The sequence below is a fragment of the Micromonospora endophytica genome (assembly GCF_003236305.1).
Lineage (GTDB): Bacteria > Actinomycetota > Actinomycetes > Mycobacteriales > Micromonosporaceae > Micromonospora > Micromonospora endophytica.
Genome location: NZ_POTX01000007.1, coordinates 1 through 25,477 on the forward strand (window position 1 = coordinate 1; position 25,477 = coordinate 25,477).

24 protein-coding genes and 1 riboswitch are annotated in these 25,477 nt (G+C 68.8%); of the genes, 6 read left to right on the forward strand and 18 right to left on the reverse strand.

The window, feature by feature from the left end:
* The 3 genes from C1I93_RS02080 to C1I93_RS02090 form a co-directional block, all read right to left on the reverse strand.
* Positions 1 to 1,182 (reverse strand): prenyltransferase/squalene oxidase repeat-containing protein (locus C1I93_RS02080; protein ID WP_111241483.1); only part of this gene is annotated, 1,182 nt, incomplete at its 3' end.
* A gap of 60 nt (positions 1,183 to 1,242) precedes the next feature.
* Positions 1,243 to 1,737: an SCO2322-related protein gene (locus C1I93_RS02085; protein ID WP_181444975.1), complete on the reverse strand. Its 495-nt coding sequence runs from the start codon at positions 1,735 to 1,737 to the stop codon at positions 1,243 to 1,245.
* Between the two features lie 30 nt (positions 1,738 to 1,767).
* A complete protein-coding gene (locus C1I93_RS02090; protein ID WP_111241484.1) occupies positions 1,768 to 2,811 on the reverse strand; it encodes a prenyltransferase/squalene oxidase repeat-containing protein in 1,044 nt (347 codons plus the stop codon).
* Between the two features lie 102 nt (positions 2,812 to 2,913).
* Positions 2,914 to 3,034: riboswitch (cobalamin riboswitch) on the reverse strand.
* Positions 3,035 to 3,257: 223 nt separating this feature from the next.
* Between C1I93_RS02090 and C1I93_RS02095 the strand changes: the two genes are divergently transcribed.
* Positions 3,258 to 4,484 carry a serine hydrolase domain-containing protein gene (locus C1I93_RS02095; RefSeq protein ID WP_223256394.1) on the forward strand — a complete coding sequence of 409 codons (1,227 nt, stop codon included), beginning with the start codon at positions 3,258 to 3,260 and terminating at the stop codon, positions 4,482 to 4,484.
* Between the two features lie 99 nt (positions 4,485 to 4,583).
* Here C1I93_RS02095 and C1I93_RS02100 read toward each other — a convergent pair whose 3' ends face one another.
* A complete protein-coding gene (locus C1I93_RS02100; protein WP_111241486.1) occupies positions 4,584 to 5,300 on the reverse strand; it encodes an SDR family oxidoreductase in 717 nt (238 codons plus the stop codon).
* 129 nt (positions 5,301 to 5,429) lie between these two features.
* On the opposite strand from C1I93_RS02100, the gene C1I93_RS02105 reads away from it, so the two are divergent.
* The gene (locus C1I93_RS02105; protein ID WP_111241487.1) at positions 5,430 to 5,981 is read left to right on the forward strand and encodes a hypothetical protein; all 552 of its coding nucleotides are present in this window, start codon (positions 5,430 to 5,432) and stop codon (positions 5,979 to 5,981) included.
* A gap of 113 nt (positions 5,982 to 6,094) precedes the next feature.
* On the opposite strand, the gene C1I93_RS02110 is transcribed toward C1I93_RS02105, so the two are convergent.
* The 5 genes from C1I93_RS02110 to C1I93_RS31890 all read right to left on the reverse strand — a co-directional run bounded on the left by C1I93_RS02110 (position 6,095) and on the right by C1I93_RS31890 (position 10,630).
* Entirely contained in the window at positions 6,095 to 6,949 is an 855-nt protein-coding gene (locus tag C1I93_RS02110; protein ID WP_223256390.1) for a TrmH family RNA methyltransferase, read from the reverse strand.
* Positions 6,950 to 6,969: 20 nt separating this feature from the next.
* On the reverse strand, positions 6,970 to 7,782 hold the full coding sequence (locus C1I93_RS02115; RefSeq protein ID WP_111241488.1) for a phytanoyl-CoA dioxygenase family protein: 813 nt from the start codon (positions 7,780 to 7,782) through the stop codon (positions 6,970 to 6,972).
* A 96-nt stretch (positions 7,783 to 7,878) separates the two neighbouring features.
* Positions 7,879 to 9,453: a DUF4139 domain-containing protein gene (locus tag C1I93_RS02120; protein WP_111241489.1), complete on the reverse strand. Its 1,575-nt coding sequence runs from the start codon at positions 9,451 to 9,453 to the stop codon at positions 7,879 to 7,881.
* 40 nt (positions 9,454 to 9,493) lie between these two features.
* Positions 9,494 to 9,640: a hypothetical protein gene (locus C1I93_RS31325; protein WP_181444976.1), complete on the reverse strand. Its 147-nt coding sequence runs from the start codon at positions 9,638 to 9,640 to the stop codon at positions 9,494 to 9,496.
* A gap of 117 nt (positions 9,641 to 9,757) precedes the next feature.
* Complete coding sequence (locus C1I93_RS31890) at positions 9,758 to 10,630, reverse strand: FHA domain-containing protein (protein WP_212808406.1); 873 nt, start codon at positions 10,628 to 10,630, stop codon at positions 9,758 to 9,760.
* Between the two features lie 172 nt (positions 10,631 to 10,802).
* Between C1I93_RS31890 and C1I93_RS32210 the strand changes: the two genes are divergently transcribed.
* The 3 genes from C1I93_RS32210 (at position 10,803) to C1I93_RS02135 (ending at position 12,854) form a co-directional block, all read left to right on the forward strand.
* On the forward strand, positions 10,803 to 10,931 hold the full coding sequence (locus C1I93_RS32210; RefSeq protein ID WP_258378251.1) for a hypothetical protein: 129 nt from the start codon (positions 10,803 to 10,805) through the stop codon (positions 10,929 to 10,931).
* Positions 10,932 to 11,064: 133 nt separating this feature from the next.
* A complete protein-coding gene (locus C1I93_RS02130; protein WP_111241490.1) occupies positions 11,065 to 11,472 on the forward strand; it encodes a nitroreductase family deazaflavin-dependent oxidoreductase in 408 nt (135 codons plus the stop codon).
* Positions 11,473 to 11,645: 173 nt separating this feature from the next.
* Entirely contained in the window at positions 11,646 to 12,854 is a 1,209-nt protein-coding gene (locus C1I93_RS02135) for a DUF2786 domain-containing protein (protein ID WP_181444977.1), read from the forward strand.
* A gap of 33 nt (positions 12,855 to 12,887) precedes the next feature.
* Here C1I93_RS02135 and C1I93_RS02140 read toward each other — a convergent pair whose 3' ends face one another.
* Entirely contained in the window at positions 12,888 to 13,601 is a 714-nt protein-coding gene (locus C1I93_RS02140; protein WP_111241492.1) for a hypothetical protein, read from the reverse strand.
* A gap of 176 nt (positions 13,602 to 13,777) precedes the next feature.
* Complete coding sequence (locus C1I93_RS02145) at positions 13,778 to 14,875, reverse strand: NAD(P)/FAD-dependent oxidoreductase (RefSeq protein WP_111241493.1); 1,098 nt, start codon at positions 14,873 to 14,875, stop codon at positions 13,778 to 13,780.
* A 1,019-nt stretch (positions 14,876 to 15,894) separates the two neighbouring features.
* Between C1I93_RS02145 and C1I93_RS02155 the strand changes: the two genes are divergently transcribed.
* Positions 15,895 to 16,086, forward strand: coding sequence for a hypothetical protein (locus C1I93_RS02155; RefSeq protein ID WP_111241495.1), 192 nt, complete (start codon positions 15,895 to 15,897; stop codon positions 16,084 to 16,086).
* Between the two features lie 182 nt (positions 16,087 to 16,268).
* Here C1I93_RS02155 and C1I93_RS02160 read toward each other — a convergent pair whose 3' ends face one another.
* The 7 genes from C1I93_RS02160 to wrbA form a co-directional block, all read right to left on the reverse strand.
* Positions 16,269 to 17,219, reverse strand: coding sequence for an RNA polymerase sigma-70 factor (locus tag C1I93_RS02160; protein ID WP_111241496.1), 951 nt, complete (start codon positions 17,217 to 17,219; stop codon positions 16,269 to 16,271).
* A gap of 114 nt (positions 17,220 to 17,333) precedes the next feature.
* Positions 17,334 to 19,271, reverse strand: a complete 1,938-nt coding sequence (dxs, locus tag C1I93_RS02165; protein ID WP_111241497.1) for a 1-deoxy-D-xylulose-5-phosphate synthase — start codon at positions 19,269 to 19,271, stop codon at positions 17,334 to 17,336.
* An 88-nt stretch (positions 19,272 to 19,359) separates the two neighbouring features.
* Positions 19,360 to 20,847, reverse strand: coding sequence for a DUF6851 domain-containing protein (locus C1I93_RS02170; protein ID WP_212808405.1), 1,488 nt, complete (start codon positions 20,845 to 20,847; stop codon positions 19,360 to 19,362).
* Between the two features lie 184 nt (positions 20,848 to 21,031).
* Positions 21,032 to 21,955, reverse strand: a complete 924-nt coding sequence (locus C1I93_RS02175) for an aromatic prenyltransferase (RefSeq protein ID WP_181444979.1) — start codon at positions 21,953 to 21,955, stop codon at positions 21,032 to 21,034.
* 29 nt (positions 21,956 to 21,984) lie between these two features.
* Complete coding sequence (locus C1I93_RS02180) at positions 21,985 to 23,055, reverse strand: methyltransferase (RefSeq protein ID WP_220039552.1); 1,071 nt, start codon at positions 23,053 to 23,055, stop codon at positions 21,985 to 21,987.
* A gap of 64 nt (positions 23,056 to 23,119) precedes the next feature.
* Complete coding sequence (locus tag C1I93_RS02185) at positions 23,120 to 24,697, reverse strand: class I adenylate-forming enzyme family protein (RefSeq protein ID WP_111241500.1); 1,578 nt, start codon at positions 24,695 to 24,697, stop codon at positions 23,120 to 23,122.
* A 147-nt stretch (positions 24,698 to 24,844) separates the two neighbouring features.
* Positions 24,845 to 25,453, reverse strand: a complete 609-nt coding sequence (wrbA, locus tag C1I93_RS02190) for an NAD(P)H:quinone oxidoreductase (protein WP_111241501.1) — start codon at positions 25,451 to 25,453, stop codon at positions 24,845 to 24,847.
* Positions 25,454 to 25,477: the final 24 nt, after the last annotated feature.

Below are 25,477 nucleotides of genomic sequence, written 5' to 3' on the forward strand. Positions count from 1 at the left end.
GGGTGAACCGGTCGGCTTCGGCGAGCCCGTCGGGGTGGGTTCGCCGGAGGGCGGCGGGTCGAGGCCGATCCGGCCCAGCGGCACCTGGGCCAACCCGAGCAGTGCCTGGGCGGTGGCCCGACGCCACTGGTCCCGGAAGTTCTCGCCGATCCCGTTCGTGACCGCCTCGGCCAGGGTGGCGGCGTGGTAGGCGATGGCACCGGCCTCCGCTGCCGCGGCGCCCCCGTTGCCGGCGGTGAGCTGCAACGCCGCCAGGGCCTGCGCGGCCCGCGCCGCCTCGGCGTCGCGTCCGGCCGCGGCCAGTGCCTGCCCGGCCAGTCCGGTGCTGTTGGAGTTCGCGCCGCTCGTCGGTCCCGATCCGCCGAACGATCCGTCGGCGCCCTGCTGCGCCACCAGCCAGTCCGCGCCGCGCTGCGCCGCCTCGTCGGCACCTGTGGCGTCGCTCGCGAGCAGTGCCTGCACCGCCATCGCGGTCGAGTCGACGTCGAGCGTGGCGTTGCGTTGGGCGTCGCAGGACGCCGACGGCGCGCCGTCGGCGTCGGGATAGAGCCGGAAGCCACCCACCGCGCACTGCTGCCGGATCAGGAAGTCGACGCTCTCCTGCGGTACGCCACCGCTGCGGACCAGACCCAGGACAGCAAAGGACTGGTCGAAGGTGTTGCTCGGATCCGAGCCACTTTCCGCGGTGGTGCGGCTGGTGATCCGACCGTGCTGGTGACCGCTGTCCGCCCCGGCGATCAGGCTCAGGGTCTCCGCACGCAGGTCCCAACCGCCGAAATCAGTGGGGTCGGCGCCGACGGCGGAGGCGACGTAGAGCAGCTTCGCGGTGGCACCGCCGTCGGTGAAGCCCGTGATGCCCCAGTCGTCGTAGCTGTTGTAGGACCGGACGTGCGCCGCGATCTGGGCCGTCGCCGCCTGCCGGGTCGAGCCGGCCACCCCGGTGGCCGCGAGGGCGATCGCCCCGTCGATGCTCAACCCCCAGTCCGCGCCACCGAACGGGCCCGGCAGCACCCCGTCGGCGTACTCGCCGGCGAGCCAGCGCGCGGCGTCACGCGCAGCGGCGGTGTGGGGCGGGGATGGCGCGGCGACCCCGCCGAGGGGTGTGGCCGCGATGACGGCGAGCGCCGTGGCGGTGGCGACGCCGAGACCGACGCCGACGCGCCGGAGTGCAAAGGTGGGCATGAGGGGTGCCTTTCGCAGAGCGGTCGGTGAAAGCTCTGGGTTCCGGTCGACACCGGCAGGTCAGGGGGCGGTGATGCTGGGTGCCGCACCGGCACCGAAGGACCAGCCCTCGACGCTGCCGGGGGCCGGGTCGTAGCTGCCCGCTCCCAGCGTGCTGTAGGTCCAGGCGGCACCGCTGCCGGAGGCGTGCCAGTACGACCAGTACGCACTGGCCGGCGGAGTGTTGATGCAGGGTTCGGTCGCGGCGGTCGGCTGCCCGTTGATCCGGCAGACGAAGGCCAACCCCCACCGTTGGGTACCGGCCACGGTGAAACCGGCGCCCTGGATGGCGGCCAGCCCGGTGGCCGGGTCACCGAGCGCGCAGCCGACCTGGACACCGCCGCCGAGCGGGCCGTAGTCGACCACCACTGTCACCCCGGACGTCCCGGTGCAGGCGGCGGCCTGCGCGGCTGGTGGAGACGGTTCGGCAGCGATCAGCCCGACGGCGACGACAGCCGCCGCCACGATGCTCGCGAGCCACCGACGGACGGGATTATGGACACGGGACATGAGCACTCCTTCGGGTGGAACGAGATCTGTCGCCGGTCAGTGGCAGGGAAAGGTGGGAGCGCCGGTGGTCGCGGTGGCGCGGGAAAGCTCTGCGTATCCGGTGCCGGTCAGCCCGAGAACGGCCTGGGCGGTGGCCCGGGTGGCGGTAGCGGGGTCGAAGACGCCGCCGTCGAAGTCGACAGCGCCCCGATCGACTACCGGTGCGGCGCAGCCGACCTGCAGACCGGCCAGGAACACCCGGGCCCGCGCCCAGGCCAGCGGTCGTCCACCGGCGCGCAGCGCCTGCGCCGCCAGACCGGTGCTGTTGGCGTTCGCGGTCCCGTCCGCGTTGGTGAATCCACCGTCAGCACGCTGCACGGAAACCAACCAGCCCAGCCCAGCCGCGGCATCGGCCCACCGGCCGGCGGCCCGCAACGCCTGTACCGCGACGGCGGTGGCGTCCACCTCGGAGACACAGACCGGCTGCGCCGGCAGCAGCGGATAACCGCCGTCCGGGCACCGGGTGCCGGCCAGCCATTCGGCGGCGACCGCCGGCACACCCTGCGCGCTGCGGTTCAACGCGAGAATGGCGAAGGACTGGCTGAACGCGTTGCTGAAGTCACCCCACGCCGACAGGTCGGCGAACCGGCCACCGGGCGACTGGAGCGACCGCAGCCGGGCGATGAGATCCACTCCCCCGACGTCGGTCGGGTCGCCGCCACGCACCGCGACGGCGAGGGCCAGCTTGGCGGTCGCGCCGGCGTACGCCTCGGTGACACCGTCACCGACGTACCCGTCCCGGACGTCCGGCCGGGTCACCCAGGCCAGCGCCCGCGCGCCGAAATCGTCGGCGACATCCGCGGCGGCGAACGCGAAGACCGCATCGAGGGCCAACCCCTGGTCCGGGTACGCGACGCCGTCGAAGACGGCCTCGAAGCGTTCCCCGTCGACAAGGTGGCGGGCCAACCAGCCAGCGGCCGCGTCCGCGCGGACGGCACCGGCCGGAACGGGGGCGGCTGCCGCCGGGGTGACGAGTGTGAGGGCGGCGAGCATGCCGCAGAGCAGAGCGGGCAGGCGGTGCCGGCTCAGGCGAACGACCATCGGAAGCGCCTTTCCGGCCCGGCGGTCGTCAGAAACCCGACCCGCCCCGGCGGTGCCGTGGCTGGCCGGCCTCCGACCCGTGGGCCACGACGGGTGAGGAGCAGGAAATCGCGGGTACGGCAGGTATTCGGGCTCGCCACCAGGAATGACCCCGGCGGCCTACCGTTGCGGGCCAGCGCCGGACTTCGACCGGACTTCCCCCGCACGCACACGCGGCTGTTCAGTTGTCGCGCCAGTCTCGTCCGCCCACCCGAGCACTGTCAATCCGTCACCCTGCACCACGTGCCGCGCCCACCGCAGCCAAGCGGACGCCCACCGCGATAGCCCCCGGGGGGAGCCGGCTCCCCCCGCAGTGGGAGTCGCATCTAGCGCCTGAGCAGGATGCGTTCGACCGATGACTCCACGAACATGTAAATATGTCTAGTATCTTTCGGACACTGAAGAGCGTGGCCACCAGCGTCACGCTGGTGGCCACGATCGCTGTCGTACCCGCATCCGCCGCCGCGCAGCCCGACGCGTCCGCCGGCGGTCTGGATCGCGCCGAGTTGCGCGCCGCACTCGCCGCGGTGCCCGAAGCCGGCGCGCCAGGCGCGCTGGCCGCCGTGCGCGACGGCCGGCACGAGTGGCGTGACGCCGCCGGCCAGGCTTTCCTGACCAAGCCCCAACCGATGAAGCCCGAGATGCGGCACCGCATCGGCAGCATCACCAAGACGTTCATCGCCACCACCGTGCTCCAGCTCGTCGACGAGGGCCGGCTGGGCCTCGACGACCCGATCGGCACGTGGCTGCCCGACCTCGTGCCGGGTGAACCCGGTGCCCAGGTCACCGTCCGGATGCTGCTGAACCACACGAGCGGCATCGGCAACTACACCAACGCGATGATCGACTCGTACGCGGCGATCAACCGGATGCAGGTCACCACGTACGCTCCGGCGGACCTGGTCGCCATGGGCCTGGCCATGCCGCCGACAAACGCCCCCGGCGCCCGCTTCAGCTACTCGAACACCAACTACCTCCTGGCCGGACTGTTGATCGAAAAGGTCACTGGCAACGGTGCGGCGGCCGAGGTGCAGCGGCGTATCCTGCGGCCACTGAAGCTCACCGGAACCTCCTTCCCCGGCACCGATCCGACGATCCGAGGCCCGCACGGTGGCGCCTACTTCGCCTCGTTCGGGGCCCGCGACCTCAGCGAGTTCAACATGAGCTGGGCGTGGACGGCAGGCGAGATGATCTCCACCACGGCGGACCTGAACACGTTCTTCCGGGCGCTGCTCCGCGGCGACCTGCTCAGCCAGGCCACCCTCGACGAGATGCTCGACGTGGTGCCGATGCTGCCGGACCTGCCCGAAGCCGCCGGCTACGGCCTCGGCATCTACTCGCTGCGGACCCCGTGCGGTGAGTTCTGGGGCCACGATGGAGCGGTCATCGGCCACCTGACGTACTCGCTGCACAGCCGGGACGGTACTCGCCAGGTGTCGTCCGGGATCAACCTCAGCCACTACCAGATCGGTCTGCCTGATCCGCACCCGATCGACATCGCCTGGCAGACGTTCCTGCTCACCGCGATGTGCCCGACCAGCGAGACGAACAGCCGCTCGGCCGAGGCAGTGCCGCAGCAGCTGCCCAGCGTGACCCGGATGCCGGGCAACGAGGCAACGGTGACGCTGCCCTGACCTGCCCGGACCGCCGGCCGGTCCCCGCCGTGATCCCCTGAGCGGATGCTGATCCGCTCAGGGGATCCGCTGGCCGGCGCGACCGGGTTCTCGCCACGTTCAGGGCTGTGCCTGCCGGACCTGCTCGAAGTGGAACTCGCGGATGAAGCAGTCCCGCGGCTGACCGACGGCGAAGAGCACACAGTCGACGACCGACCGCGCGGTGAGGTCGTGCTCCGCCTGCCGGGGCCCCTGTTGCACGAAGTCCGGTGGAAAAAGTGAGATCACGCGGATCCCCGCCGGCCGCAGCCGGTACGACAGGATCTCCGCCAGCCCGGCGTGGGCGTGTTTGGCGGCGTAGAACGCGGGATGCGCCGCCGAGCGGTGGTGCCCCGTCTCGCCGCAGGCGGAGATCATGTTGACGATGTCGGGCCGCGTCGACGCCCGCAGCAGCGGCAGCAGATGCCTGGTCACCAACATCGTGCCGGTGCCACCCGCCGCCAGCACCACTTCGATCTCGCCGTCCGTGGCGTCACCCAGATCGCTGCCGTCGAGATAGGACGCGCCGTTGTTGACGAGCACATCGAGATGGTCCGTCCGGTCGGCCAGCGCGGCGGCGAACGTCCGCACGGAATGCGGCACGGCGAGGTCGCAACGGAACGCCTCCGCCTGACCCGGCCCCCGCCTGTTGATCACGTCCGCGACGTGCTCGGCTGCGGAGAGGTCGCGGGCCGACAGGAAGACCTGTGCGCCACGCTCGGCGAAGGCCTCGGCCAGGAGTCGTCCCGTGTCACGCGCGGCGCCGGTGATGGCGACCCGCAGGCCGTCAAGATTCATGACCACAGGGAAACACCTGCACCCAGGTTGAGGTCAACCGGGCCTGCGGGAAAGCCTTGACGCGCCGACGCCCATCACACACTGTCAATTTATATCGACAATCTCCAATGCAATGGCACGGGAGGACTGATGAAGGGCTTCGCCACCACCGTCTCTGCGGCCCTGCTACTACTGACCACGGGCAGCGCGCCCTACGCCCCGCCAGCGGCCGACGCACCCTGCACCGGGCAGATCCACGCGAACCCGGGGTTCGAACGCGGCACCACCGGCTGGACCGCCGGCCCCCGCATCATCGTGCTCGGTGACCCGACCCGGCCGGCGCACAGCGGCCGCGCGTACGCCACCTTCGCCGGGCTGGACGTGACGCACACCGACCTGCTGCGCACCACGGTCACGGTGCCGGCCGACTGCGAGCTGACGGTCCGCTTCTGGGTCCGGACCACCACCACGGAGATCAGTCGCGGCGACTACCTCAACGTCGGGCTGGCGGTCACCGGGATCCCCCCGAAGACGAGATTCTCGTTGGCCTTCGACGGTGGGGCGCAGTGGCGGCAGTACAGCATGTCGACCGGGACGGCGACGACCGAGCGCACCGCGACCGTCAGTTTCCTCGCCAGCGAGACGGCCGGCAACGGCGTCACCGCCTTCGACGTCGACGACGTGACCTTCACGCTGAGCTGACCAGCGGAATTCGCCAGGTCGGGAAGCCAGGACACCACGCGCAGGAGCCAGGACACCACGCGTAAAGCGTCCTAGGAAGACATCCTGGTCTGGTCGAGGGACCGGCCGGAGCGCTACCGGCGGGCGGTAGCGCTCCGCTGGCGTGCCGACTCGTACAGCACGACGGTCGCGGCGGTCGCCGCGTTCAGGGAGCTGGCGGCCCCGGACATCGGGATCCGGACGAGCTGGTCGCAGGCCGCACGCCAACCGGAGCTGAGACCCGTGGTCTCGTTGCCGATCAGGGTCAGCGTGGGTCGGGTGAAGTCGTACTCGGCGACGTCCCGTGCACCGTGCTCATCGGTTCCCACGATGCTCATGCCGATGCCGTCGGCGCGGACGTCGGCGACCCAGGACAGCACGGCCTGGTGTGCGGGCACCCGGACCACGGGTAGCGCGAACAGCGAACCGGTGCTCGCCCGGACCGCCTTCGGGTCGTACACATCGGCGGCATGGCCGGTGACGATGACGCCGGAGGCACCGAAGGCGTCCGCGGACCGGACCAGGGTCCCGATGTTGCCGGGGCTGGTGGGCCGGTCGAAGACGACGGTGTGCATGGTCGGCCCGACCGGGATGCGGCTCAGGTCGTCCGCCGGCAACGCGACCACGGCCAGCAGCTCGGGAACGCTCTCCGCCTTACCTCCCAGCTCGTGCATCAGATCCCGGGAGACGGCGACCTTCTCGGCCCGGACCGTGTCCAGGACCTCACGGGCCCAGCTCGACAGCTGAGCGCTGCTGTCGTAGAGCAACTCCCGGATCTGCCAGCCGTGTTCGACGGCCATGGCGATCGGGCGTACGCCCTGCACGAGGAACTCGCCGCGGCGCTGCCGCTTGTTCCGGTTGTGCAGGAGAGCTTCCCACTGCTGGAACCGCGCATTGCGGCCACTGACCCGCAGACCCACCGTCGCCCCCGCCTCCCGTACCTCGGTCACCCGTGCCGCGACTGCCGCGGCTACCCGGCACTATCGTCGGTGCCACCTCCGTCCGTGGCGGCGGGGTCCAGTCCGAGACCTCGGCGGATCGCGATCTCCACAGGTGAGTACGCGCCGTCGGCCCGCTCCAGTTCGTACGGTACGGCCGGCATCAGTGGCGGCTGGGCCAGGAAACGCGGCCTCGTCCCATGGTGCGGCTGCGCCGCGTGCACCAGGAACGGATGACACAGGAAGACGTCGCCCGGTGATCCGGTGGCGAGGGCGAGCGGCCGGTGGTCGGACGCCGCCACCAGTTCGGGCGCGAGGTCCAGCACGCTCGCCCCCTCCTCGCCGTACTTCTCCAGCACCTTCGGCACGTCGAGGTGTGAGCCGACCCGGATCCGGGTCGGGGCGTCCTCCTCGCCGACCTCGCTGAACAGGAACAGCATCAGCAGCGCCCGGTCCCGGGAGCGCACATTCGTGAAGTGCCAGGTCTCGCCCTCCGGCAGATAACTGCCCTCGATGTGCCAGCCCGCGTCGTTCGGCTCCTCGTGGTGCGGGAAGCGCAGCGGGAACGAACCAAGCGAGTAGCGGGGCTCCCAGCGTCCCGCGCCGACCAGCAGGTCGTACGCGTGATGGAGAAACGGCGAGTTGGGTGCGGCGGCGAACGGCCCCTGGGCCAATCCGCCCACCCAGTGCACGGGCTTCGTCCACGTCGCCGGGTCGTCCGGGTCGCAGCCCGTCTCCCGCCACAGCAGTCGCGCGCAGTCCGCGGCAACCCGCGGCGCGACAGCACCCTCCAGTTTCACGAAGCCGTCGCGAAGAAAGCGGGATACCAACGTCGTGTCGTCCATGCGCCCATGATCAGGTGATCTCGGTGCCGACCACCCGACACTTCGCGCGCCACTTCTATCGGATGTGCGCCGAGGCGGCGCGAGAGGGGCCTGCGCCTACTCCCGCCAGCCGGTCAGCTCGACACCCTTGGCCAGTTCCACCCGGAAGCCCCACCCGATCTCACCGCTCTCCCCCGGCGCGAGCGACAGCCGCCAGGTCAGCTCACCCAGCTCGGTACGCTCGTCCGGCGGCGGCACGACTGTCGTCTCCCGCACCACCACCGCCTCGTCGCGCGACACCGGGAGCTGATCACGTACCTCGACCGTCACCGGGCGGGGCGTGTGGTTGTCCACGGTGATGCGGTACTCCACCTCCCGCCGCCGGGTCGACCCGAGCGTGGCCCTGGTCTCGGCACGCCGATGCAGCTTCCGCTGCACCCGGAGCCGGTCGTCCACCCCGAGCGCCAACTCGCTCTGCTCACCCGGTGCCCACATCGGCAGCCGGGTGGACGCGACGAAGTCGGCGTCGTGGAACACCGCAGCCGGGCCGGGCAGCAACGTGTGCGCGGAGGTGTTGCGTACCGTGGCCCGCAGATGCGCCTCGGCGGCGCGGACCGGTGCGGTGACGTGGTCCAGCTGGGCCGGCAGTTCCAGCACGGCGATGGTGGCCCGGTGCGCGGCGCCGTCGGCCGGCACCGCCACCGGCCGCGACGGTAGGTAGGTGGCCGCGCTGACCCCCTGCTCGACCTCGGCGACGCTCTCCCGCAGCTTCGGTCGGGCCGCCGCGGCACGGGCCGGGCCACCGGCCGGGGCCGCGGCGGGTGCCGGCATCCCGACCAGCGCCTCCGCCGCCATCACGCGCGGCGCTGGCGGCCGGAGCCGGTCGAGATACCAGGGCGAGAGTTCGGGTACGCCTGCCGTCGCCGCCGGCCGGGCGGTGGAGAGCCGAAGTTCGCACTCCGGCCAGTCCTCCCCGGTGCTCTGGCTGACCACCCCGAACCAGGTGACGGTCATGGTGTCGTCGACCAGCCGCAGATCGTAGGAGGGTTGCCACCGGGCCCCGTCCACCAGGTAGGTCAGCTCCAGCTCGACCTCGGCGTCGTCGACCTCCACGGCCACGATCACCTCGGCGGCCAGCCGGTCCGGCTCCCGCTTGCCGTGCGCGGCGTCGAGGTCGCGCCCGACCGCCGCCAACTCCTCCGTCAGCTCGGTGCGCCGCCGGGCCAGCCCGCGCCGCCGGGCACGCGAGTCGGCGAGCTGAGCGGCCACCGAGTCGGTGAAGGCGGCCACGTCGCTCGGCGCGGCGTCGCCGGCGGCAAGCGCACGGGCGTACGTGCCACCGGCCCGCTCGGCCAGCCGGGTGAGGAACTCCCCGCGCTGCTCCTCGATCCCGTCCGCGTCGTCGACCTCGGCCAACTCGTCGGCCAGCTCACGACGCCGCTGCTCCAGCCCGACGACCTGCGCGTCGGTGCTGCGGGCCTGCCGCCAGGTGGTCACGTCCACGCCGAGCACGGTGGCCGCGCCCCGACCGCCGACCCGGACCGAGTCCCGCCGCAGGCCGAGCGGGAGCGGCGCGACGCGCACCCGGTGCTGGCCGGCGGCCAGTCGGGTGCCGCCGCGCCGGGTGACCCGGGCCCGGTCCGGATAGACGGTGATCCCGACGACTGGTGCATCGATCTCCGCAGTGTCCACGGCGGCGAGGTTAGTCGAGGCGCGCCCGTACCCGCGGCAGCTAGTCGGTGATCACCGGCCAGGCGTAGGCCAGCAGGGCGCACGCCGCGCCGAGCAGGGCGAGCGAGACACCCCGGGTGGGCAGAGGCAACGCGGCGAGCACGAGCAGGATCACCGCGACGATATAGAGGAACGCCTGCACCGACATGGCAGTCTCCTTAGGAGTGGGTGGTGAGCGGTGTCACCTCTACCCCCGCCGTGCCGGTCGCGAAACCCGGCATCGCCACGGCCGCCGCGCGTATCGTCCCTGAGGGCTAGACGTTTCCTACGAGACATCGTCGTCCTGGCGCGGTGCCAGGAAGGCGAACCTGAACTTCCCGGTCTGCAACTCGTCGCCTGGCCGCAAAATGGCCTCCTCGGCCAGCCGCTCGCGATTCAGCCAGGTGCCATTCGTGCTACCAACGTCTCTGACCGCGAAGTCGACTCCCCTGGTGTTGATTTCGGCGTGTCTCCGCGAAACGGTATTGTCATCCAGCGCGATCTCGCACTCCGGATGCCGACCGATGATGATCCTCCGGCCCGGGATGAGTGGATACCAGCTTCCGCGAAAAGCGCCGTAACGGACGACCAACAATGCGGTGCCCGGCGGCGGGACAGGAATTGTCGGCAGGTCATGGACGTACTCGACGCTGCGCCACAATCCGCCGGTGGAGTCGAACAGGGGCTGCCCGGCCTCCTTCCAGCGACCCCACATCTCCTCTTGCAGGTTCTGCGCCACGGCACTCGTCGCCGGCACCACGCTGCCATCCCGCGATACCTCGATACCGGCGCGCCTGAGTTCCTCTTTGCTGATCTTTCCGGTTTCGGTTTCCTTCTTTTCTTTGTCCGCGGAGATCCACAGCTCGTGCACTCGGCGCAACGTGGCGTCCAGGTCCGGTCGCTGCACCGAACGCTCGACCAGAAATCGAACCAACACCTCCAGCTTCGACCACTTGGGCAACACCTTGCCCCGCAGGATGAGCGACACCAAGTCGTGGCTCACCGTGTCGGGGAAGTCATCGCGGCCCTGAATCGCTGAACTGATCACGCGAGTGCTGGGGTTGCCCGAATTCCGGTAGAGGTCGTGGACTTCCGCTATCAACGCCCGTAGCGGGCCAGGCGGAAGCTGGCCTTCGCCTGGCAGTTCGATCCCTGGCATGAAAACTCTCTCGTCCTCGCCACTTTTCGTCAGGCCACACCATCGGGCCGGCATGTCAGGTTCTGTAATTGATTGCGCGAATCCTGTCAGATTCTGGAACTCGCCGATTTTCGTCCCTGACTATGGGTTCTGCGCCGGATTCCCCACTCCGACACAGAGAAGGTGATACTCCATGACCCCCTCCAATTCCCCGGACCGCAAAAGGCTGACCCTTGCGGCCGCAGCCGTGCAAGGGGCGTTCGCCGGACTGGCGCGCGCCATCATCGGTTGGTTGATCGAGATCTACAAGACGGACAACTGATCCTAACGCCCAGCCAGAGGCTTGCTCGTCCTGGCTGGGCGTCTGTCCAGGGCCCGGCGCGCGTCGCCGTGTCCCGCATCGGCGGAACTGCCAGAATCGTGGTGAAGGACCGATGCCCGGGGCAAGGAGAATCATGAGCGACTGGAACGACAAGATCATCGCTGAGTTCCGCGCCAACGGTGGACAGGTGGGCGGTCAGTTCGCCGGCGCGCCGCTGCTGCTGTTGCACACGGTCGGCGCCAAGAGCGGCCAGCCTCGGGTGCACCCGATGATGTACCAGAAGGTGGAGGGCGGCTACGCCGTGTTCGCGTCCAAGGGCGGTGCTCCCACCAATCCCGACTGGTATCACAACCTGCTCGCTCATCCCCAGGTCCAAGCCGAGATCGGTACGAGCAAGGTCGAGCTGGTCGCCAGAGTCGCCGCCGGCGACGAACGGGACCGGATCTGGAGCGCGCAGAAGGACGCGTATCCTGGCTTCGCCGACTACGAGCGGAAGTCCGACCGTCAGATCCCTGTCGTCGTGCTGGAACCTGTGGCGTAGTCGGATCACGGCATGCCACCGCTGTCGCTGGTGACACCGGCGTCGTAGGCCCGGTTGGCGTCGCCGCCGTACCCCGCACCGCGGAAGTAGGAGCCTCGGCCCACACTGCCGGGCCGTCCGTTGATCAGGTGGACACCGGAAGCTCCCGGTCCGGACGCCGTAGCCTGGTGGCGATGACATCTGTGCGGGAATTGATCAGGGCGGTTCTCGCCGGGACCACCGACTACGAATCCGGGCTGGACGCCCTGACCGTCACCTCGTCGGCCGAGGTCGACCGGGAGTTGGTGACCGCGCGGGACGAGGCGTGCACGCGGCTGTGGCGGGGTGGGTGGCAGCCGGCCGAGTTGCACCGGGTGGTCGCCCGGCGGGGCCGGCCGCACCAGGCCGATCTGGTGACCGACGCGGTCGCCGCGTACCTGCGGCTGTTTCCCCGGGCCACGGTCGACGAGCGGTGGCTGGCGCAGGCGGACAACCTCGACGCCCGGGTCTGGTGGACCAGCGACGCGGCGTACGTCGACGAACTCGCGGCCCGCTGGCGGCTCGACCGGGTGGCCGTACTCGATCTGATGTTGGGTCTGCTCGCCATCCTGGCCACGCTCCCGCCGATCGAGGTGCTCGTTCCCCCGCCGGGGTCCGCCGCCGCAGCTACCGACGGGGCGGGCGTCGTCGGATCGTCCCGGATCGACGCCCGGCTGCTGGACCGGGTACGCGCCCTGCTCGCCAAGGCGGAGTCGACGACCTTCCCGGCAGAGGCGGAGGCGTACACCGCCAAGGCCCAGGAACTGGTCACCCGGCACAGCCTGGACGAGGCGCTGCTGGCCGCCCGGGGCGGTGACGCGGTGCCGGTGGTGCCGTACGCGCGGCGCATCGGGGTGGACCACCCGCACGAGAAGGAGAAGGCGTCACTGCTCGACGCCGTCGCCCGGGCCAACCGTTGCCACACGGTCTCGTCACCGGAGCTGGCGTTCAGCACGGTCTTCGGTTTCGACACCGACATCGACGCAGTCGACCTGCTCTACACCTCGCTGCTGGTGCAGGCGCACCGGGCGATGGCCCGAGCCGAGCCACCGGGCGGCAAGGCCGGTCGCCACCGCCTGAAGGCGTTCCGCCGGTCCTTCCTGGTGGCATTCGCGGTGCGGATCGACGAACGACTGGCCACCGCCGCACGTCTGGCGTTGGCACAGGTCACCGGTGGGGGCGACGAGAACGGGGTGACCGACGCGGCCGACCTGCTGCCGGTGCTCGCCTCCCGGGACGAGCAGATCCGCGAGACCATGCGGCGGGTCTTCCCCCACACGATCCGGGCCCGGGCCAGCCGGGTGGACAGCCGCGAGGGCTGGGAATCCGGCCGGCAGGCCGCCGATCGCGCCACCCTCACCTGAGGAACCCGCCACCGGCCGGAGCAGCCATGCTGCTCAGGACAGCAGGGCCGGCCTCAGCTCCGCACCGAGATTGATCCCGCCCACCACCCGGTCACCGGCCGGGTCGTACACGTGCACCGTGTTGTTGCGGCGCATCAGTTCCCGTACCGACTGCGGCAGCGGCGGCGGATCCGGCAACGCCGCGTTGATCTCCCGGGCCGCCGCGATCAGCCGCATGGCCAACTCGGCGCCGTCGGTGTCCGGCCGTACCCGGCCGTACTCCCAACCGGCAGAGGTGAGGTCGAACAGCTCGAAGACGGAGGACAGGACCGGCTCGGGGTCGGTGGCCTTCACGACCCGAGACGCCCGATTTCCGATCACGGTGGCCGCCGCGACCACCTGCACGTACGGATGCAGGCCGCCCGGGGGATCGAACAGCGGCCAGCGCAGCTCCGACCCGGCCTCCCGCCACAACGGACGATAGTTGCGGCGATCGACCATCAGCCGGTAACCGGTACGCCGGTGCAGGTCGGCGGCTTGAGACAGCAGGTCTGTGTGAGCCTGGTCGGCGACCTCCCGCACGACCCATGTCGCGACGACGAGACCGTCCTCGTTGTCCAGCAGCTGCGTGATCGCCTCAATCTGATCGCGGGCGCGGAGCTGGACGCGGATGCCGAACCGATGCCGGACCTCCTGCAGCAGCGCCTCCTGTCGACCCGGATCGTGCTCGACCTGTCGCCCACCCAGCACACGCTGGAGCCACCCCATACAGCCTCGTCTCCGCAGCCATCTCAGAACGCGGCAATGTTAGCGCGCCGCCCCGGTGCGATCGGGTCCACGTGGCGCTGTCCCGAGAGTGGAGGATCAGGTGCTTATCGGACACGGTGGAGGGCCGCGTCGGTCACCGTCGTCCAACAATTGCGAGGCCCGATGCGACGGTCAGGTCACTTCGGACCCGACCGCCAGGCGATGTTGGCGGTGCGGGCGCAGTGCTTCGCCGTGCGGGCGCCAAGCTCCTTGCCCAGCACCGCCAGACGGTTGGTGAGGAAGAAGCGCGTGGGGCTGTCGTCCTGGTGGGTCAACTGGATCACGGCGTCTTTCCGGCCGATGCTGAGGGCTGTCCCGGTGTATCCCTGGGAGTAGGGCTTCAACTTGCTGCCCTTGACGAGGGCAGCCAGGGTGTCTGCCGCATACGCGCCCTGAGGACCTGCGGTCTGGCAGGCCTGACGGGAGCCGGGTATGGCGGCGCAATCGCCGATGGCGAAGACGCGCGAGTCGGTCACGCTGCGGAGATGTTCGTCGACCACGGCACGCCCCGAGGCGTCGACGCGTAGACCACTGCGCGCGGCCAACTCGGGAACAGCACCGAGGACGGCCCACAGCGTGAGATCCGAGCTGAACTCCTCGCCCGAGCCCAACCGCACAGTGGACGCGCCGGGCCCGGCCTCGTCGGGCCGAACCTCCTCCACGGTGTCCAGCTGCACCGACACATTCAGGCGCTCCAGGCCGGCACGCACTCGCCGCTGTGCCCCCTCGCCGAAGGTCGGTGCCAGGCTCTGTCCCACAAGCCGCACCCGCAGATCCGCACGGGCGCCCGCGATCTCGGAAGCGGTCTCGATGCCCGTCAGGCCGGCACCGATGACGGTGACCGTGCTGCCCGCCGGCAGCCTTCCGAGCGCTGCCCGGGCCTGCTCCGCACCCTCCCATGTGCCGATCGCGATCGTGCCCGCCAGCGGGCGGGTCGTGCTGCCCACGGCCAGGAAGAGGTTGTCGAACTCCAAGGAGTTGCCGGTCTCGAGAGTCACGATCCCGTCGCCGATCTTGTGCACCGAGGCCAGCCGTGACTGAATCCCCTCACGCAGCATCTCGGTAAGAGGGGTCGCCGCCCGTCCGGTGCCCGCGAGCTGCTGATGCAGCCGTACTCGCTCGACAAAATCGGACCGCGGGTTGACCACGGTGATCTGCGCCTCGGGCAGCTTCTTCGCCAGTCGATTTGCCGCGAGCGTACCGGAGTAACCGGCGCCCACCACGACAACCTTCATGCTCCGCCTCCTGGGTTGGAATGGCTCGTACCCGAGACGAGGTAGGCATTCCGGCCTGTGACACCTGAGGCATGTGACCTGAATCACAGGGCGCTCAACGCCCCGCCAACAGGGCTGACACCTCCTATCGGATTAGCCCCCACGCGCGGAACGGGCAAAGGGTTCGAGCGAACCACAAAGGGTCTCTTTACATCAAAATATGTGGATGTCGGAGCGCCCTTGACAGGCACTGTCGGGCTGAAGCAGCCTGGGAGGGAAGTTGCGCAATGGAACTTACTGCCGCACGCTTCACTCGATCTCCATCCACCAAAGTTGCTGCCGCAACAAAGGCGGACGGGAGAGCGTTGGTTTCTCACCAAGTTAATGCCAAGTCGGGGGGACGACATGGTTAAACTTTGTCGATCTGCGTCGTGCGCGGTCAGCGGACGCGCGCGCAGCCAGATAAATGACAGAGACAGCATTTGCAACTCTTGCCGGGAGCACCTCAAGAGCGACCTGCTACGCCTGCCGGGCCTCTATGAAGACTGCAATAAGAGCGCACGACAGGAATCAGTTCTGGCGATCCGGAAGGGGCCCAGGAAAAGCTCCGCACTTGACGCCATGAGCCCGGCAGCCACCGAGATCAGATCTTCGATTCGCAGCGTGCTCGCCTCTTGGGCCGGCCTCGTCGCCGCCGAACGCCACTTGAATCCGCCGGTCCGGGATGTCCCGACGCTCGCTCGCTTTCTGGCACTCCACGTCGCCTGGCTAGCGCGCCACGACGCCGCAGCAGACCTGGCGGATGAGGTACGAGAGCTCACTCGTACCGCCCGGAGCATCGCCTACCCGAATGGCACGAGACGGGTTCAGATAGCTTGCTGCCCCGACGACTGCGCCGGGCAACTCGTCGCTGTCATTCATCCGGACAGCACTTTCCAGGCGTCCGAGATTGTATGCACGAAATCCCCCAGCCATTCATGGCCAGCAGCGCAGTGGGCGCGACTCGCCCACAAGATCCGCGCCAGCCAGGGAAATCCCGCATGAATCGGGAGACCGTCGCGGCCGGCCTCAGGGTCGATGAAATCTCCACCATCTGGCGAGTCCCCAAGGGGACGATATACCGGTATGCACACAAGTACCGGTGGCGTCGCTACATCCAGAACGGCGGGACTTACTATCATCCCAACGATGTCGCCGCGACCTTCGACACTCTCAGCGAGAAGAAGGTCTGATCAGCGCTGAGTTCGAGAACCATCCGGGCCGGAAAAAAGGAAGTGCCTTCCGATCAGGAGAGCTGGGACCAACCGAGAGTCCAACTCCTGTCGGAAGGCACTTCCTTGAACAAAGGCCACCCAGTATTCGGAAGAATTCAACGGCCGGCGCGGGTAAAGATGATGGCTTCGACGATCACGTGTCAGGGTTGGCGTGTCTCTGGAGTGGCAGAGTTGGTGCGATGCCTGGTCTCGGTGAACTCTCGGTTGAGCGCCCAGGCATCAGCGACCGGCCCGACGTGACGAAGCTTGTCCGGGTTGATGACCGAGCAGATCTTCTGAATCCGCCCGTCGAGAACGTCGAGCGTCAGAGCGGTGAGGACCTTGTTCTCCCGATCACGGAAGATCGCCCCCGGGTTGCCGTTCACCTGGCGTTCCTCCAGCTCCACACCGATGCGGGCGAACCACGGGAAGATCGACACGAGCAGCCGGGCCACGCTCTCCACACCGACGACGTCCCGGCCCAGCTGCGGCGCCTTACCGCCGCCGTCGCCCACCATCTGCACGTCGGCTGCCAGCAGTTCCCGTAGGCCGTCGACGTCGCCCTCGCGGAGCGCGTCGAAGAACCGCGCCGCCAACTCCTCGCGTGCGCGCCGGTTCACCTCGAACCGCGGACGACCGGCATCCATGTGACGTCGCGCCCGCACCGCGAACTGACGGCACGCCGCCTCGGACCGCCCGACCGCGGAGGCGATCTCGCGAAAGTCGAAACCGAACACCTCGCGCAACACGAAGACTGCCCGCTCCACAGGACTGAGCCGTTCGAGCAGCAGCAGGGCGGCCATCGACACCGAGTCGGCCAGTTCCACCGCCCGCGCCGGGTCCTCGTACGGATCCGCGAGCAGCGGCTCGGGAAGCCACTGCCCCACGTATTCCTCACGCCGGACCCGCGCTGATCTCAGGACATCGATCGAGATGCGGGTGACGACAGCCGAGAGGAACGCTTTGGTCGATGTGGGTTGCGTCTCGGTGGCCTCGTAGCGCAGCCAGGTCTCCTGCACCGCGTCCTCGGCCTCACTGACCACCCCGAGAATCCGGTAGGCGATCGCGAACAGCAGCGATCGCAGCTGCTCGAACTCCTCTGCCTTGGTCACGCGAACTCCCTAGAAGCCTAGCCGCCGGCGAAGCGTTCCGATGTGAATCGTAGTCGGCCCGTGCATCGGAGAGCCGGCTACGGCAGTGCCGTGCCCGGCTCGCCGGAGCGGAGGTCAGTGCGCCAGCTGTTCGGCACGCAGGCGGCCATCGGCCACGGTGTCCTGTGCACCGTCGTGCCGCAGTGCCAGCAGATCCTCAGCGATGGTCCCGGCGATGTGGCGGGCATTCAGTCCGTGGTCGGCGAGCAGGGTGGCCCGCTTGCCCTGGTCGAGGAAACGTTGGGGCAGGCCGAAGAGACGTGTCGGAAGGTAGCACCCCTGCTGGTCCAGCCCGTGCCGCACCGCGCTACCGACACCGCCGGCGCACCCGTTGTCCTCGACCGTGGCGACCAGGCGGTGCTCTCGCGCGAGTTCCAGTAACCGACGTGGCACGGGTAGGACCCACCGTGGGTCCACGACTGTCACCCCGTAGCCGTCGTCCACCAGACGGCCGGCCGCCTCGAGACAGATCGGCGCCATCGGCCCGACCGCCACCATCAGCACGTCCGCCCGCCCGGAGCGGAACAGCACATCCAACCCGTCGTCGGTGTCCACGGCCGCGATGTCCGGACCGGTGGCACCCTTCGGGTAACGGATCACGGTGGGTCCGTCGTCGACCGCCACCGCCTCGGCCAGGGCGCGACGCAGCGAGGCGGCATCGCGAGGGGCGTTCACTCGTACGCCGGGAACAAGCTGGAGCAGCGACAGGTCCCACATGCCGTTGTGCGACGGCCCGTCGTCGCCGGTGACGCCGGCCCGGTCGAGCGCGATGGTGACCGGCGCGCGGTGCAGCGCCACGTCCATCAGGAGCTGGTCGAAACCACGGTTCAGGAAGGTCGCGTAGACGGCCACGACCGGATGCAGGCCGCCGAGGGCGAGGCCGGCCGCCGAGGTCATCGCGTGTTGTTCGGCGATTCCGACGTCGAAGGTGCGCTCCGGATAGCGCCGGGCGAACTCACTCAGCCCGGTGGGTTCGAGCATCGCGGCGGTGACCGCCACGATGTCCGGCCGGGTGGCAGCCAGGCTGACCAACTCCGCACCGAACACCGAGGTCCACGACGGATACGCTTTCGCGGCGGCCGGCTGCCCCGCTCCCGCAGACGAAGGGCGAACCACGTGGTGGCGGTCCAGTTCGTCTTGTTCGGCAGGTAGGTGACCACGCCCCTTCTCGGTGATGCAGTGCACGAGCACCGGGCCGTCGAAACGTTTGGCGCTGGCCAGAGCGGCCTCCAGGGCCGCGAGGTCGTGGCCGTCCACCGGGCCGACGTACTTGAGGCCCAGATCCTCGAACATGCCCTGCGGGGCCAACACGTCCTTCAGCCCCTTCTTCACGCCGTGCAGCACCTCGTACAACGGGCTGCCCACCACCGGTATGTTCGGCAGCTGGGTCTGGACTCGTTCCAGGAGACGCTCGTAGCCGGGTGCGGTGCGGAGTGCGGCCAGGTGAACCGCCAGCCCACCGATTGTGGGCGCGTAGGAGCGCTCGTTGTCGTTGACGACGATGACCAACGGGCGGTGCCTGGCCGCAGCGATGTTGTTCAGCGCCTCCCAGGCCATGCCGCCGGTCAGCGCCCCGTCACCGATCACCGCGACCACCGCCCGATCTGTGACCCCGCGCAGCTCGTACGCCTTTGCCAGCCCATCGGCGTACGACAGTGCTGTCGATGCGTGGCTGTTCTCGATCAGATCGTGCTCCGATTCCGCACGCGAGGGATAACCGGAGAGCCCCCCGGGCTGACGGAGGGTGTCGAAGGCCGCCGCCCGGCCAGTGAGGATCTTGTGTACGTAACTCTGGTGACCGGTGTCCCACAGCAACCGGTCACGAGGAGAGTCGAAGACGCGGTGCAGGGCCAGCGTCAGCTCGACCACGCCGAGGTTGGGCCCGAGATGCCCGCCCGTACGGCCGACCTTCTCCACCAGAAACCGCCGGATGGCGCCAGCAAGCTGCTCGGCCTCGGCCAGCGTCAGGTCACGCAGGTCACCAGGGCCGCTGATCTCCTCGAGTTGTCGCATCGGTCGTCCTTTCCGCTGAGCGCTCGCAGGCGGTTTCCGCGCGGGCGGCGGGCCGGGTCACCACGGCCCGCCGCCGTGACGCATGTGATCAGCTCTGGGCGGTGCCCTGGATGTACCCCTGCACCCACTCGTAGGCCAGATCGCCGAACTGCGCCCCGAACGGGATGGAACGCTCGACGGTCTTGGCGAAGTGCACCCCGCCCCACACCCGGCTGGTGGCGCACTTCTGCACGAAGTCGGTCCAGGTGGGGAAGTGCAGCTCGATGTCGGTGGCCGGGGTGATCCCGGGCTCCACCAGGGTCGAGCCGGCCGCAACGTGATGCCGCCAGTTCAGCACGTCGGAGCCGAGGAAGCGCCGCGTCGCCTGCGCCTCCGCCGAGCAGAGCGTGGTGGACCCGGACGGGTACTCGGGATGGTCACCGACCTTCAGGTAACTGACCCACTCGTTGGCCGGAATGTCGTTGACCGTACCGACGCCCGGTCCGCCCCACGCCCGGACCTTGGTGCGACCGTAGACGTGGTTCACCGCGCTGAACGGCCGCACCGTGTCGTACACGGTCTTCTGGTGCCAGGCGGCGATCAACGCGTCGTAGATCGCCACGGAGTTGGTCATGAACAGGTGGACCCAGCCGTCCAGGTCGAGCTGGCCGTGGGCGAGGGCAGCGGCGTTCACCGACAGGCCGATGCCCAGGAGCTTGTTGTCGAAGAACTCGGCCATCACCTTCTGCTCGGCGGTGAGTGCGGCCGATGCCTCCAGGATCTCGTTGACCGAGCGCTTGTAGTCCTGCACCCGGGTGTGGTCGGAATGCTGGGGTGCGGCGATCGTGAACTGGCGTGGGTCCCGGTAGGTGTGCGGCTTCACCAGTCGCATCTGCGGCGTGATGAACTGCTGGACGGTGAAGACACCCAGGTCACCCGTTGCCGGCCCGAGGCGGCGGCTGTGCGGGCCGAGCTGCGGCTGCCACCGCGACGGATTGGTCAGCCTGTAGGCGGTGTTGACCGGCTGGTAACCGGTGTAGTCCGCGTAGGGGACCGGGTTGTACTTGCGGCCCCCCTCGTTGCCCAGCTGGTTCATCCCGTCCTTGAGGGCCACCGCGACGATCGCCTTGCCGGCGAGGTTGCCGATGCCGACCGGGCTGGTCTGGTCGGACGAATTGTCGTCGGGGTTGAGGCCCAGCGAGGTCAGCATGGCCCGGAAGAGCGGCTCCCGGTGCGGCAACACCCCCTTCATCACCTGGTACGAGGCATGCAGGGCGGCGATGTTCTTGTTCCGGTTGGTGGTGGACTCGCTGGATGGGCGGCGGCCGAGCCGGGAGTGCACACCGACGGCGGTGGGGTGGTACGGCGCCACCGCGTCGAACCAGGCCGTCGTCGTCAGATGGGTGACCCGGGCCAGGTGGGTCACGTCCATCGGAGCGATGACTTCCTGCACCAGGGAGCGGTCGTTCTTCGCGATCAGATCGCGGATGAAGTTGTCGGTGTCGAGGTTGAAGTCAGGCGCCGGAGGTGGTGTTTGGGCGGTGGTGGCTGGACCGGCGGCAGCCGCTCCGGTCGTGCCCAGAGCGGCCAGCCCCACGGTCGAGGCACCACCGACGCCCGCTAACAGCAGCGACCTGCGCCGTAATGAAGAACCTGAGGCGGAAGAACGCTCAGAATTCGACATGAACCTGCCTTTCAAGGAGTTTGATAAACAGTCCGAGGCGCAGCCGTATGAATGGCCTGGCACCCCGGAAATCAAGGATTCGATGCAAGGATGGCTTTCAGAGCTCTTCCTTGTAGAAGGCCATCCACATCTTCCGCATCAATGGCGATGCCTGGTAGTACGATGCGACGTCCAGGCACTCCCCCTCGGGAGTCCACTTGACGCCGAACAAGTTTATGGACGCACCACCGTACGAGTGGGGCGCGTTCCTGACGAATTTCTCGATGTGCGGCCCGAGGCGGTCGGTGATGGCCGGCGGTGCCGCGGCGAGCAGCCCGCGTCCGGGCGCCGGGGCGAAACAGACCCGCATGATCCCGGGTGTGTCCCAGCCGATGGTGACATTGACCCGGAAGGAACGGGCAGCGAACTCCACCAACGCCTCGTCCGGCTCCGGCAGCCCGATCTCCCTGAGAAACGATCGGATACTGGCGGGGTCGAGACTCGCGGGGGAAAGCCGGGTGAAGTACGCGTTCATCGTCCGCCGCCGGTAGTCGATCGCGATCATCGCGACCTCGTGGAAACCGTGTCGAGCGAGCAGATCGGCGTTTGCGGCGAGTGCCGGCGGCATCGACGGGATATCGGTCAGCTCGCGTACGGTCCGTAGCTCCAGCGGAAAGTGCGCGTACACCTTCTTGAAGCCGCCGGCGACGCCGCAATCGATCATGTACTCGCTGATCGGGTACCGGTCTCGGAGATCCGACAGCAGGTTGTCGACAGGGTGACCGGTCGGCACGACGAAACCGTGCGCCACGGCGACTCCGTACGGGTCGTCGCAGCCCGACGCGAACGAGATGGTGTAGTCGAGCTCCCCCGCGTTGCGCTCACCGGTCTGCACCGTGAACACGATTCCGGCTTGGGCGAGCACATCCTGGTACGCGGTCAGGATCGACCGGAGCTTGTCACCCGAACCGGTCGCGTTGACCAGCTGGGCAGATTCTTCGATGGCCTGGTACACGCCGTCCACGGCCGCGACGTCGGACACGCATCCTCCAGATGTCGAACTGAGTGTTGTCAGTGGGTCTTCGTCGCACACAGAACGGCTTGGACGGGGATGACGTCCGGGGGCACCGCTGCGGAGTCCTTCGTGACCGTCTTCGTCACCTCGAAGCCGCATTCCACCAGCCACCTGCGATAGGTCGACAGCTTCTGCGGACCGCCCTGACCCATCGTGGCGCCGATGAAGAACGCCGGGAAGAAGTCGACGTTGTAGTTGGTGGAGTCGCGGATGTCCTCCGGATAGACCGGGACCATGATGTTGACCTGCCCACCAGGGGCGAGTGATCGGTTGACCGCCTGAAGGATGCGGAACACGTCATCCTTGTCGAACATGTCCAGGAAGTGCTTGATCAGCACCACATCGAAGCCCTCGGGCACCCCGTCAAAGACGTCTCCGCCGATGAACGAACAGTGCTCCTCAACTCCCTGGAGTTTGAAGTTCGCCAGGCATTCCGCTTCTTTCTCCGGCAGGTCGAAGGTGGTCACCCGCAACCCGGGAGATGCCTTCATCCGATACGTGTTGATCGCCCCGAGGCCGGTGTTGCCGGCGAGGTCGAGCACCCGCGCTCCGGACGGAACGTCGATCACCCCGAAGAACCAGGGATCGATGTTGGCCGTGACGGTGTCCATCAGCGTCGCCCACGCCTCGCGCAGGTCCCGGTGTTCGGCGACGGCGCCGTACAGGGTTCCCTGGTAGCCGTAGAGTTCCTTGAGCCCCACCAGGGTGCCGCTACGGGCGCTGTCGGTCAGGTGGAACAACTGACGAAGCGCGACAACCTTGATCATGTTCATGTAGGTGAGCGCCCGCCGGAGGTCCTTCTCCGGCACCTCCGCGAGCCCGTCGAGGACGTAGGTTCCGGCGCCCTCGTCGTACCCGACGAAACCCTCCTTGACGAGCAGGTGCAGGAGTTGTTCCACCGCGTCCGGCTTCGCACCGACCACCTGGCCCAACTCGGCAGCGGTGCGGCCGGGCCGATCGCGCAGAGCATCGACGACACCCAGCTCGAAACAGGAGAGCAGGGTCATGAATCGGGTGGGTCCGACCATGTATTCGCGGAATCGCGCAAGTGTCTCTTCGGGTTTCATGCCGTCGTCTCCTTCGAGCCAGGTGTCCGGGTGGCCGATGTGTCGGGCTGGTGGTCGGTCACGCTCAGTGCTCCGCCTGCTCCTGAAGCCGACGGGCCAGTTCGAGGCGTTGCACCTTCAACGTGGCGGTCCGGGGAAGTTCGGCCTGTGGGATCTGCACCGGCGCGGCCAACTGCGGAAAATCGGTGACGGCCCCGTACCAGCGGTCCTGGTCCAGCGGTCGGTCGTCGACCGTGCACACCACAGGTACCGGCTCCGACTTCGGACCCCGCACCACGACGAGTTCGCTGAGCTCCCCCAGCTTGCCCAGTACGGTGTCTTCGACCTCCAGGACGCTGCGTATCCCGGCGATCATGTCGACCTCCCGGTCGTACATGTGCAGGCAGCCGAGTCTGGTCCGGTATCCGATGTCCCCGGTGCGCCACCAGTCGCCGAACCTGTTGGTGTCGTAGCGGTCCTGCTCGGCGAAGTAGGTCTTCGCCAGGCCCGGCCACGCGACCTCGATGAAGCCCGGGTTCGACTCGGACGGTGGCTGCCCGTCCCGACTGACCACGCGCACCCTCGCGCAGCCCGGCATCTCCCAACCCACGCAGCGGCCGTTGGCCCGGTGGGCGGACCTGCGGAAGTAGGCCCGACCGACCGCCGGGCCGACCTCACTCTGCCCGTAGATCTGGAAGAAGAGCGCACCACGCCGCTCGGAGGAGTTCGTCAGTCGGCTCATCGTTCGGGGATGCATCGCGTCGAACGTGCTGCTGAAGTACTTCACCGACGCGAACGGCCTACGAGGATCATCGGCGAGCCCTTCCCACTCCATGAAGGAGTTGGGGACCGCCTCGATGAACCCGGGCTGGTTCTTGAGGAAGAACTCGGCCACCCGGTCCGGATGCGCGTCGTTCATGAGCAGCACCGGCATCCGCTTGTAGAGGGCCAACGCCATCGCCGCGAACATCCGGGAATGCACGAAGGAGATGTGAATCGCGACCGTCTCCCGCCTGCGCATCAACGCCAACAGGCGCCACTGGGGCACGAGCCGCTCCGCCATGGTGCGGGGCGTGTGCACGACCAGCTTGGGCACGCCCGTGGTGCCGGAGGTATGAGTGATCATGGCGGGCTCGTCCCGCTGCCGGCACACCGGCGGTACGCGGGGAGCGCCCGCGAGCTCACTGAGCGAGACCACGGCGGGCCGGCTGCCGCGAACGATGACGGTGCGACTCGCCAGGGTGCTCACCGCCACGTCGCTCAGCACGTCGAGCTTGTGCAGATCGGTCAGGAGTGTGGGCTGGTCCAGCCGGCCCAGCAGGGCGGCGACGGTCGACGCGTCCAGCGCGGGAGACAACATGACGGGAACCGCGCCGATCCGCGACGCGGCCGTGGCCAGAACCCAGACGTCGGAGTTGGCGGTCTTGTAGATGACGACCTGGTCACCGGGGCGGACCTCGGCCGCCCAGAGTCGGCCGGCCAGGTCGTCCACGTGGTGGGCGAGTTCGGCCACGGTCAACGACCGTCCCGCCTCGGGCAGAACGTCCAGGTCGTGATCGAGGGTGAGCCGGGTCGAACCGTCGACGGCGGCAGCGAACTGCGGCACCATGCCGAGGTGGAGGCCACGCTTCTGAGCTGACCTGAAGGCCACAGAACCGTTCATCGAGACTGTCTCCTCTTGCATTCGCGCGGTCGCCTCGGACCTGGTGGGCCGTCACCGACCGGGTGACGTGGAAAGAACGCGACAGCAGACACCGGACGCGCGAGCGCGTCCGGTGTCTGCGGTGTTCGGGTGTGTGCGGTAGCGCCGTCAGGCGACGCGGCCGGCCTTCAGCGCGGCAGCCGTCTCCACAGCGCGGCGGGCCTGGTGTTGCGCCGCTTCCCAGGCCACTTCCCCGGGCGGACCGTCGGCAGCCACATGCGAGGTGCCGTACGGGTTGCCCGACTTGAACTGGACCGGAGCGGTGTAACCGGGGGGAACGATGATGCCGCCCCAGTGGTAGAAGACGTTGGCGAGAGCCAGAATCGTCGACTCCTGACCACCGTGCGGCGTGCCGCTGGCGGTGAAGGCGGAGTACACCTTGCCCGCGAGCCGACCCTGCCGCCACAGGGCACCGGCACCGTCGATGAACGCCTTGAGCTGGCCCGCCGGGTTCCCGAAGCGGCTCGGGGTGCCGAACAGCACCACGTCCGCCCAATCCACGTCGGCGAGGCTCGCCTCGGTCACCTCGGCGGTCTCCTGGACGTGCCGAGCCCAGGCCTGGTTGGCGTTGACCGCTTCCGACGTGGCGGTCTCGGCGACCTTGCGCAGCCGGACCACGGCACCCGCCTTGTCCGCTCCCTCCGCAACGGCTTGGGCCAGAGTGTGCACCGTCCCCGTCGCGCTGTAGTAGATGACGGCCGTGTTCACCGGTTTCATAGTCAGCTTCTCCTTGTCGCGGAG

Coding starts and splice junctions, on each gene's coding strand:
- C1I93_RS02090 (WP_111241484.1), bottom strand. CDS start 2,811: ATGGTCGTTCGCCTGAGCCGGCACCGCCTGCCCGCTCTGCTCTGCGGC.
- C1I93_RS31325 (WP_181444976.1), bottom strand. CDS start 9,640: ATGTCGGTGCAGGCGTTCCTCTATATCGTCGCGGTGATCCTGCTCGTG.
- C1I93_RS02180 (WP_220039552.1), bottom strand. CDS start 23,055: ATGAAACCCGAAGAGACACTTGCGCGATTCCGCGAATACATGGTCGGA.
- C1I93_RS02135 (WP_181444977.1), top strand. CDS start 11,646: ATGACATCTGTGCGGGAATTGATCAGGGCGGTTCTCGCCGGGACCACC.
- C1I93_RS02100 (WP_111241486.1), bottom strand. CDS start 5,300: ATGAATCTTGACGGCCTGCGGGTCGCCATCACCGGCGCCGCGCGTGAC.
- C1I93_RS02145 (WP_111241493.1), bottom strand. CDS start 14,875: ATGAAGGTTGTCGTGGTGGGCGCCGGTTACTCCGGTACGCTCGCGGCA.
- C1I93_RS02130 (WP_111241490.1), top strand. CDS start 11,065: ATGAGCGACTGGAACGACAAGATCATCGCTGAGTTCCGCGCCAACGGT.
- C1I93_RS02115 (WP_111241488.1), bottom strand. CDS start 7,782: ATGGACGACACGACGTTGGTATCCCGCTTTCTTCGCGACGGCTTCGTG.
- C1I93_RS02140 (WP_111241492.1), bottom strand. CDS start 13,601: ATGGGGTGGCTCCAGCGTGTGCTGGGTGGGCGACAGGTCGAGCACGAT.
- C1I93_RS02105 (WP_111241487.1), top strand. CDS start 5,430: ATGAAGGGCTTCGCCACCACCGTCTCTGCGGCCCTGCTACTACTGACC.
- wrbA (WP_111241501.1), bottom strand. CDS start 25,453: ATGAAACCGGTGAACACGGCCGTCATCTACTACAGCGCGACGGGGACG.
- C1I93_RS02155 (WP_111241495.1), top strand. CDS start 15,895: ATGAATCGGGAGACCGTCGCGGCCGGCCTCAGGGTCGATGAAATCTCC.
- C1I93_RS31890 (WP_212808406.1), bottom strand. CDS start 10,630: ATGCCAGGGATCGAACTGCCAGGCGAAGGCCAGCTTCCGCCTGGCCCG.
- dxs (WP_111241497.1), bottom strand. CDS start 19,271: ATGCGACAACTCGAGGAGATCAGCGGCCCTGGTGACCTGCGTGACCTG.
- C1I93_RS32210 (WP_258378251.1), top strand. CDS start 10,803: ATGACCCCCTCCAATTCCCCGGACCGCAAAAGGCTGACCCTTGCGGCC.
- C1I93_RS02185 (WP_111241500.1), bottom strand. CDS start 24,697: ATGAACGGTTCTGTGGCCTTCAGGTCAGCTCAGAAGCGTGGCCTCCAC.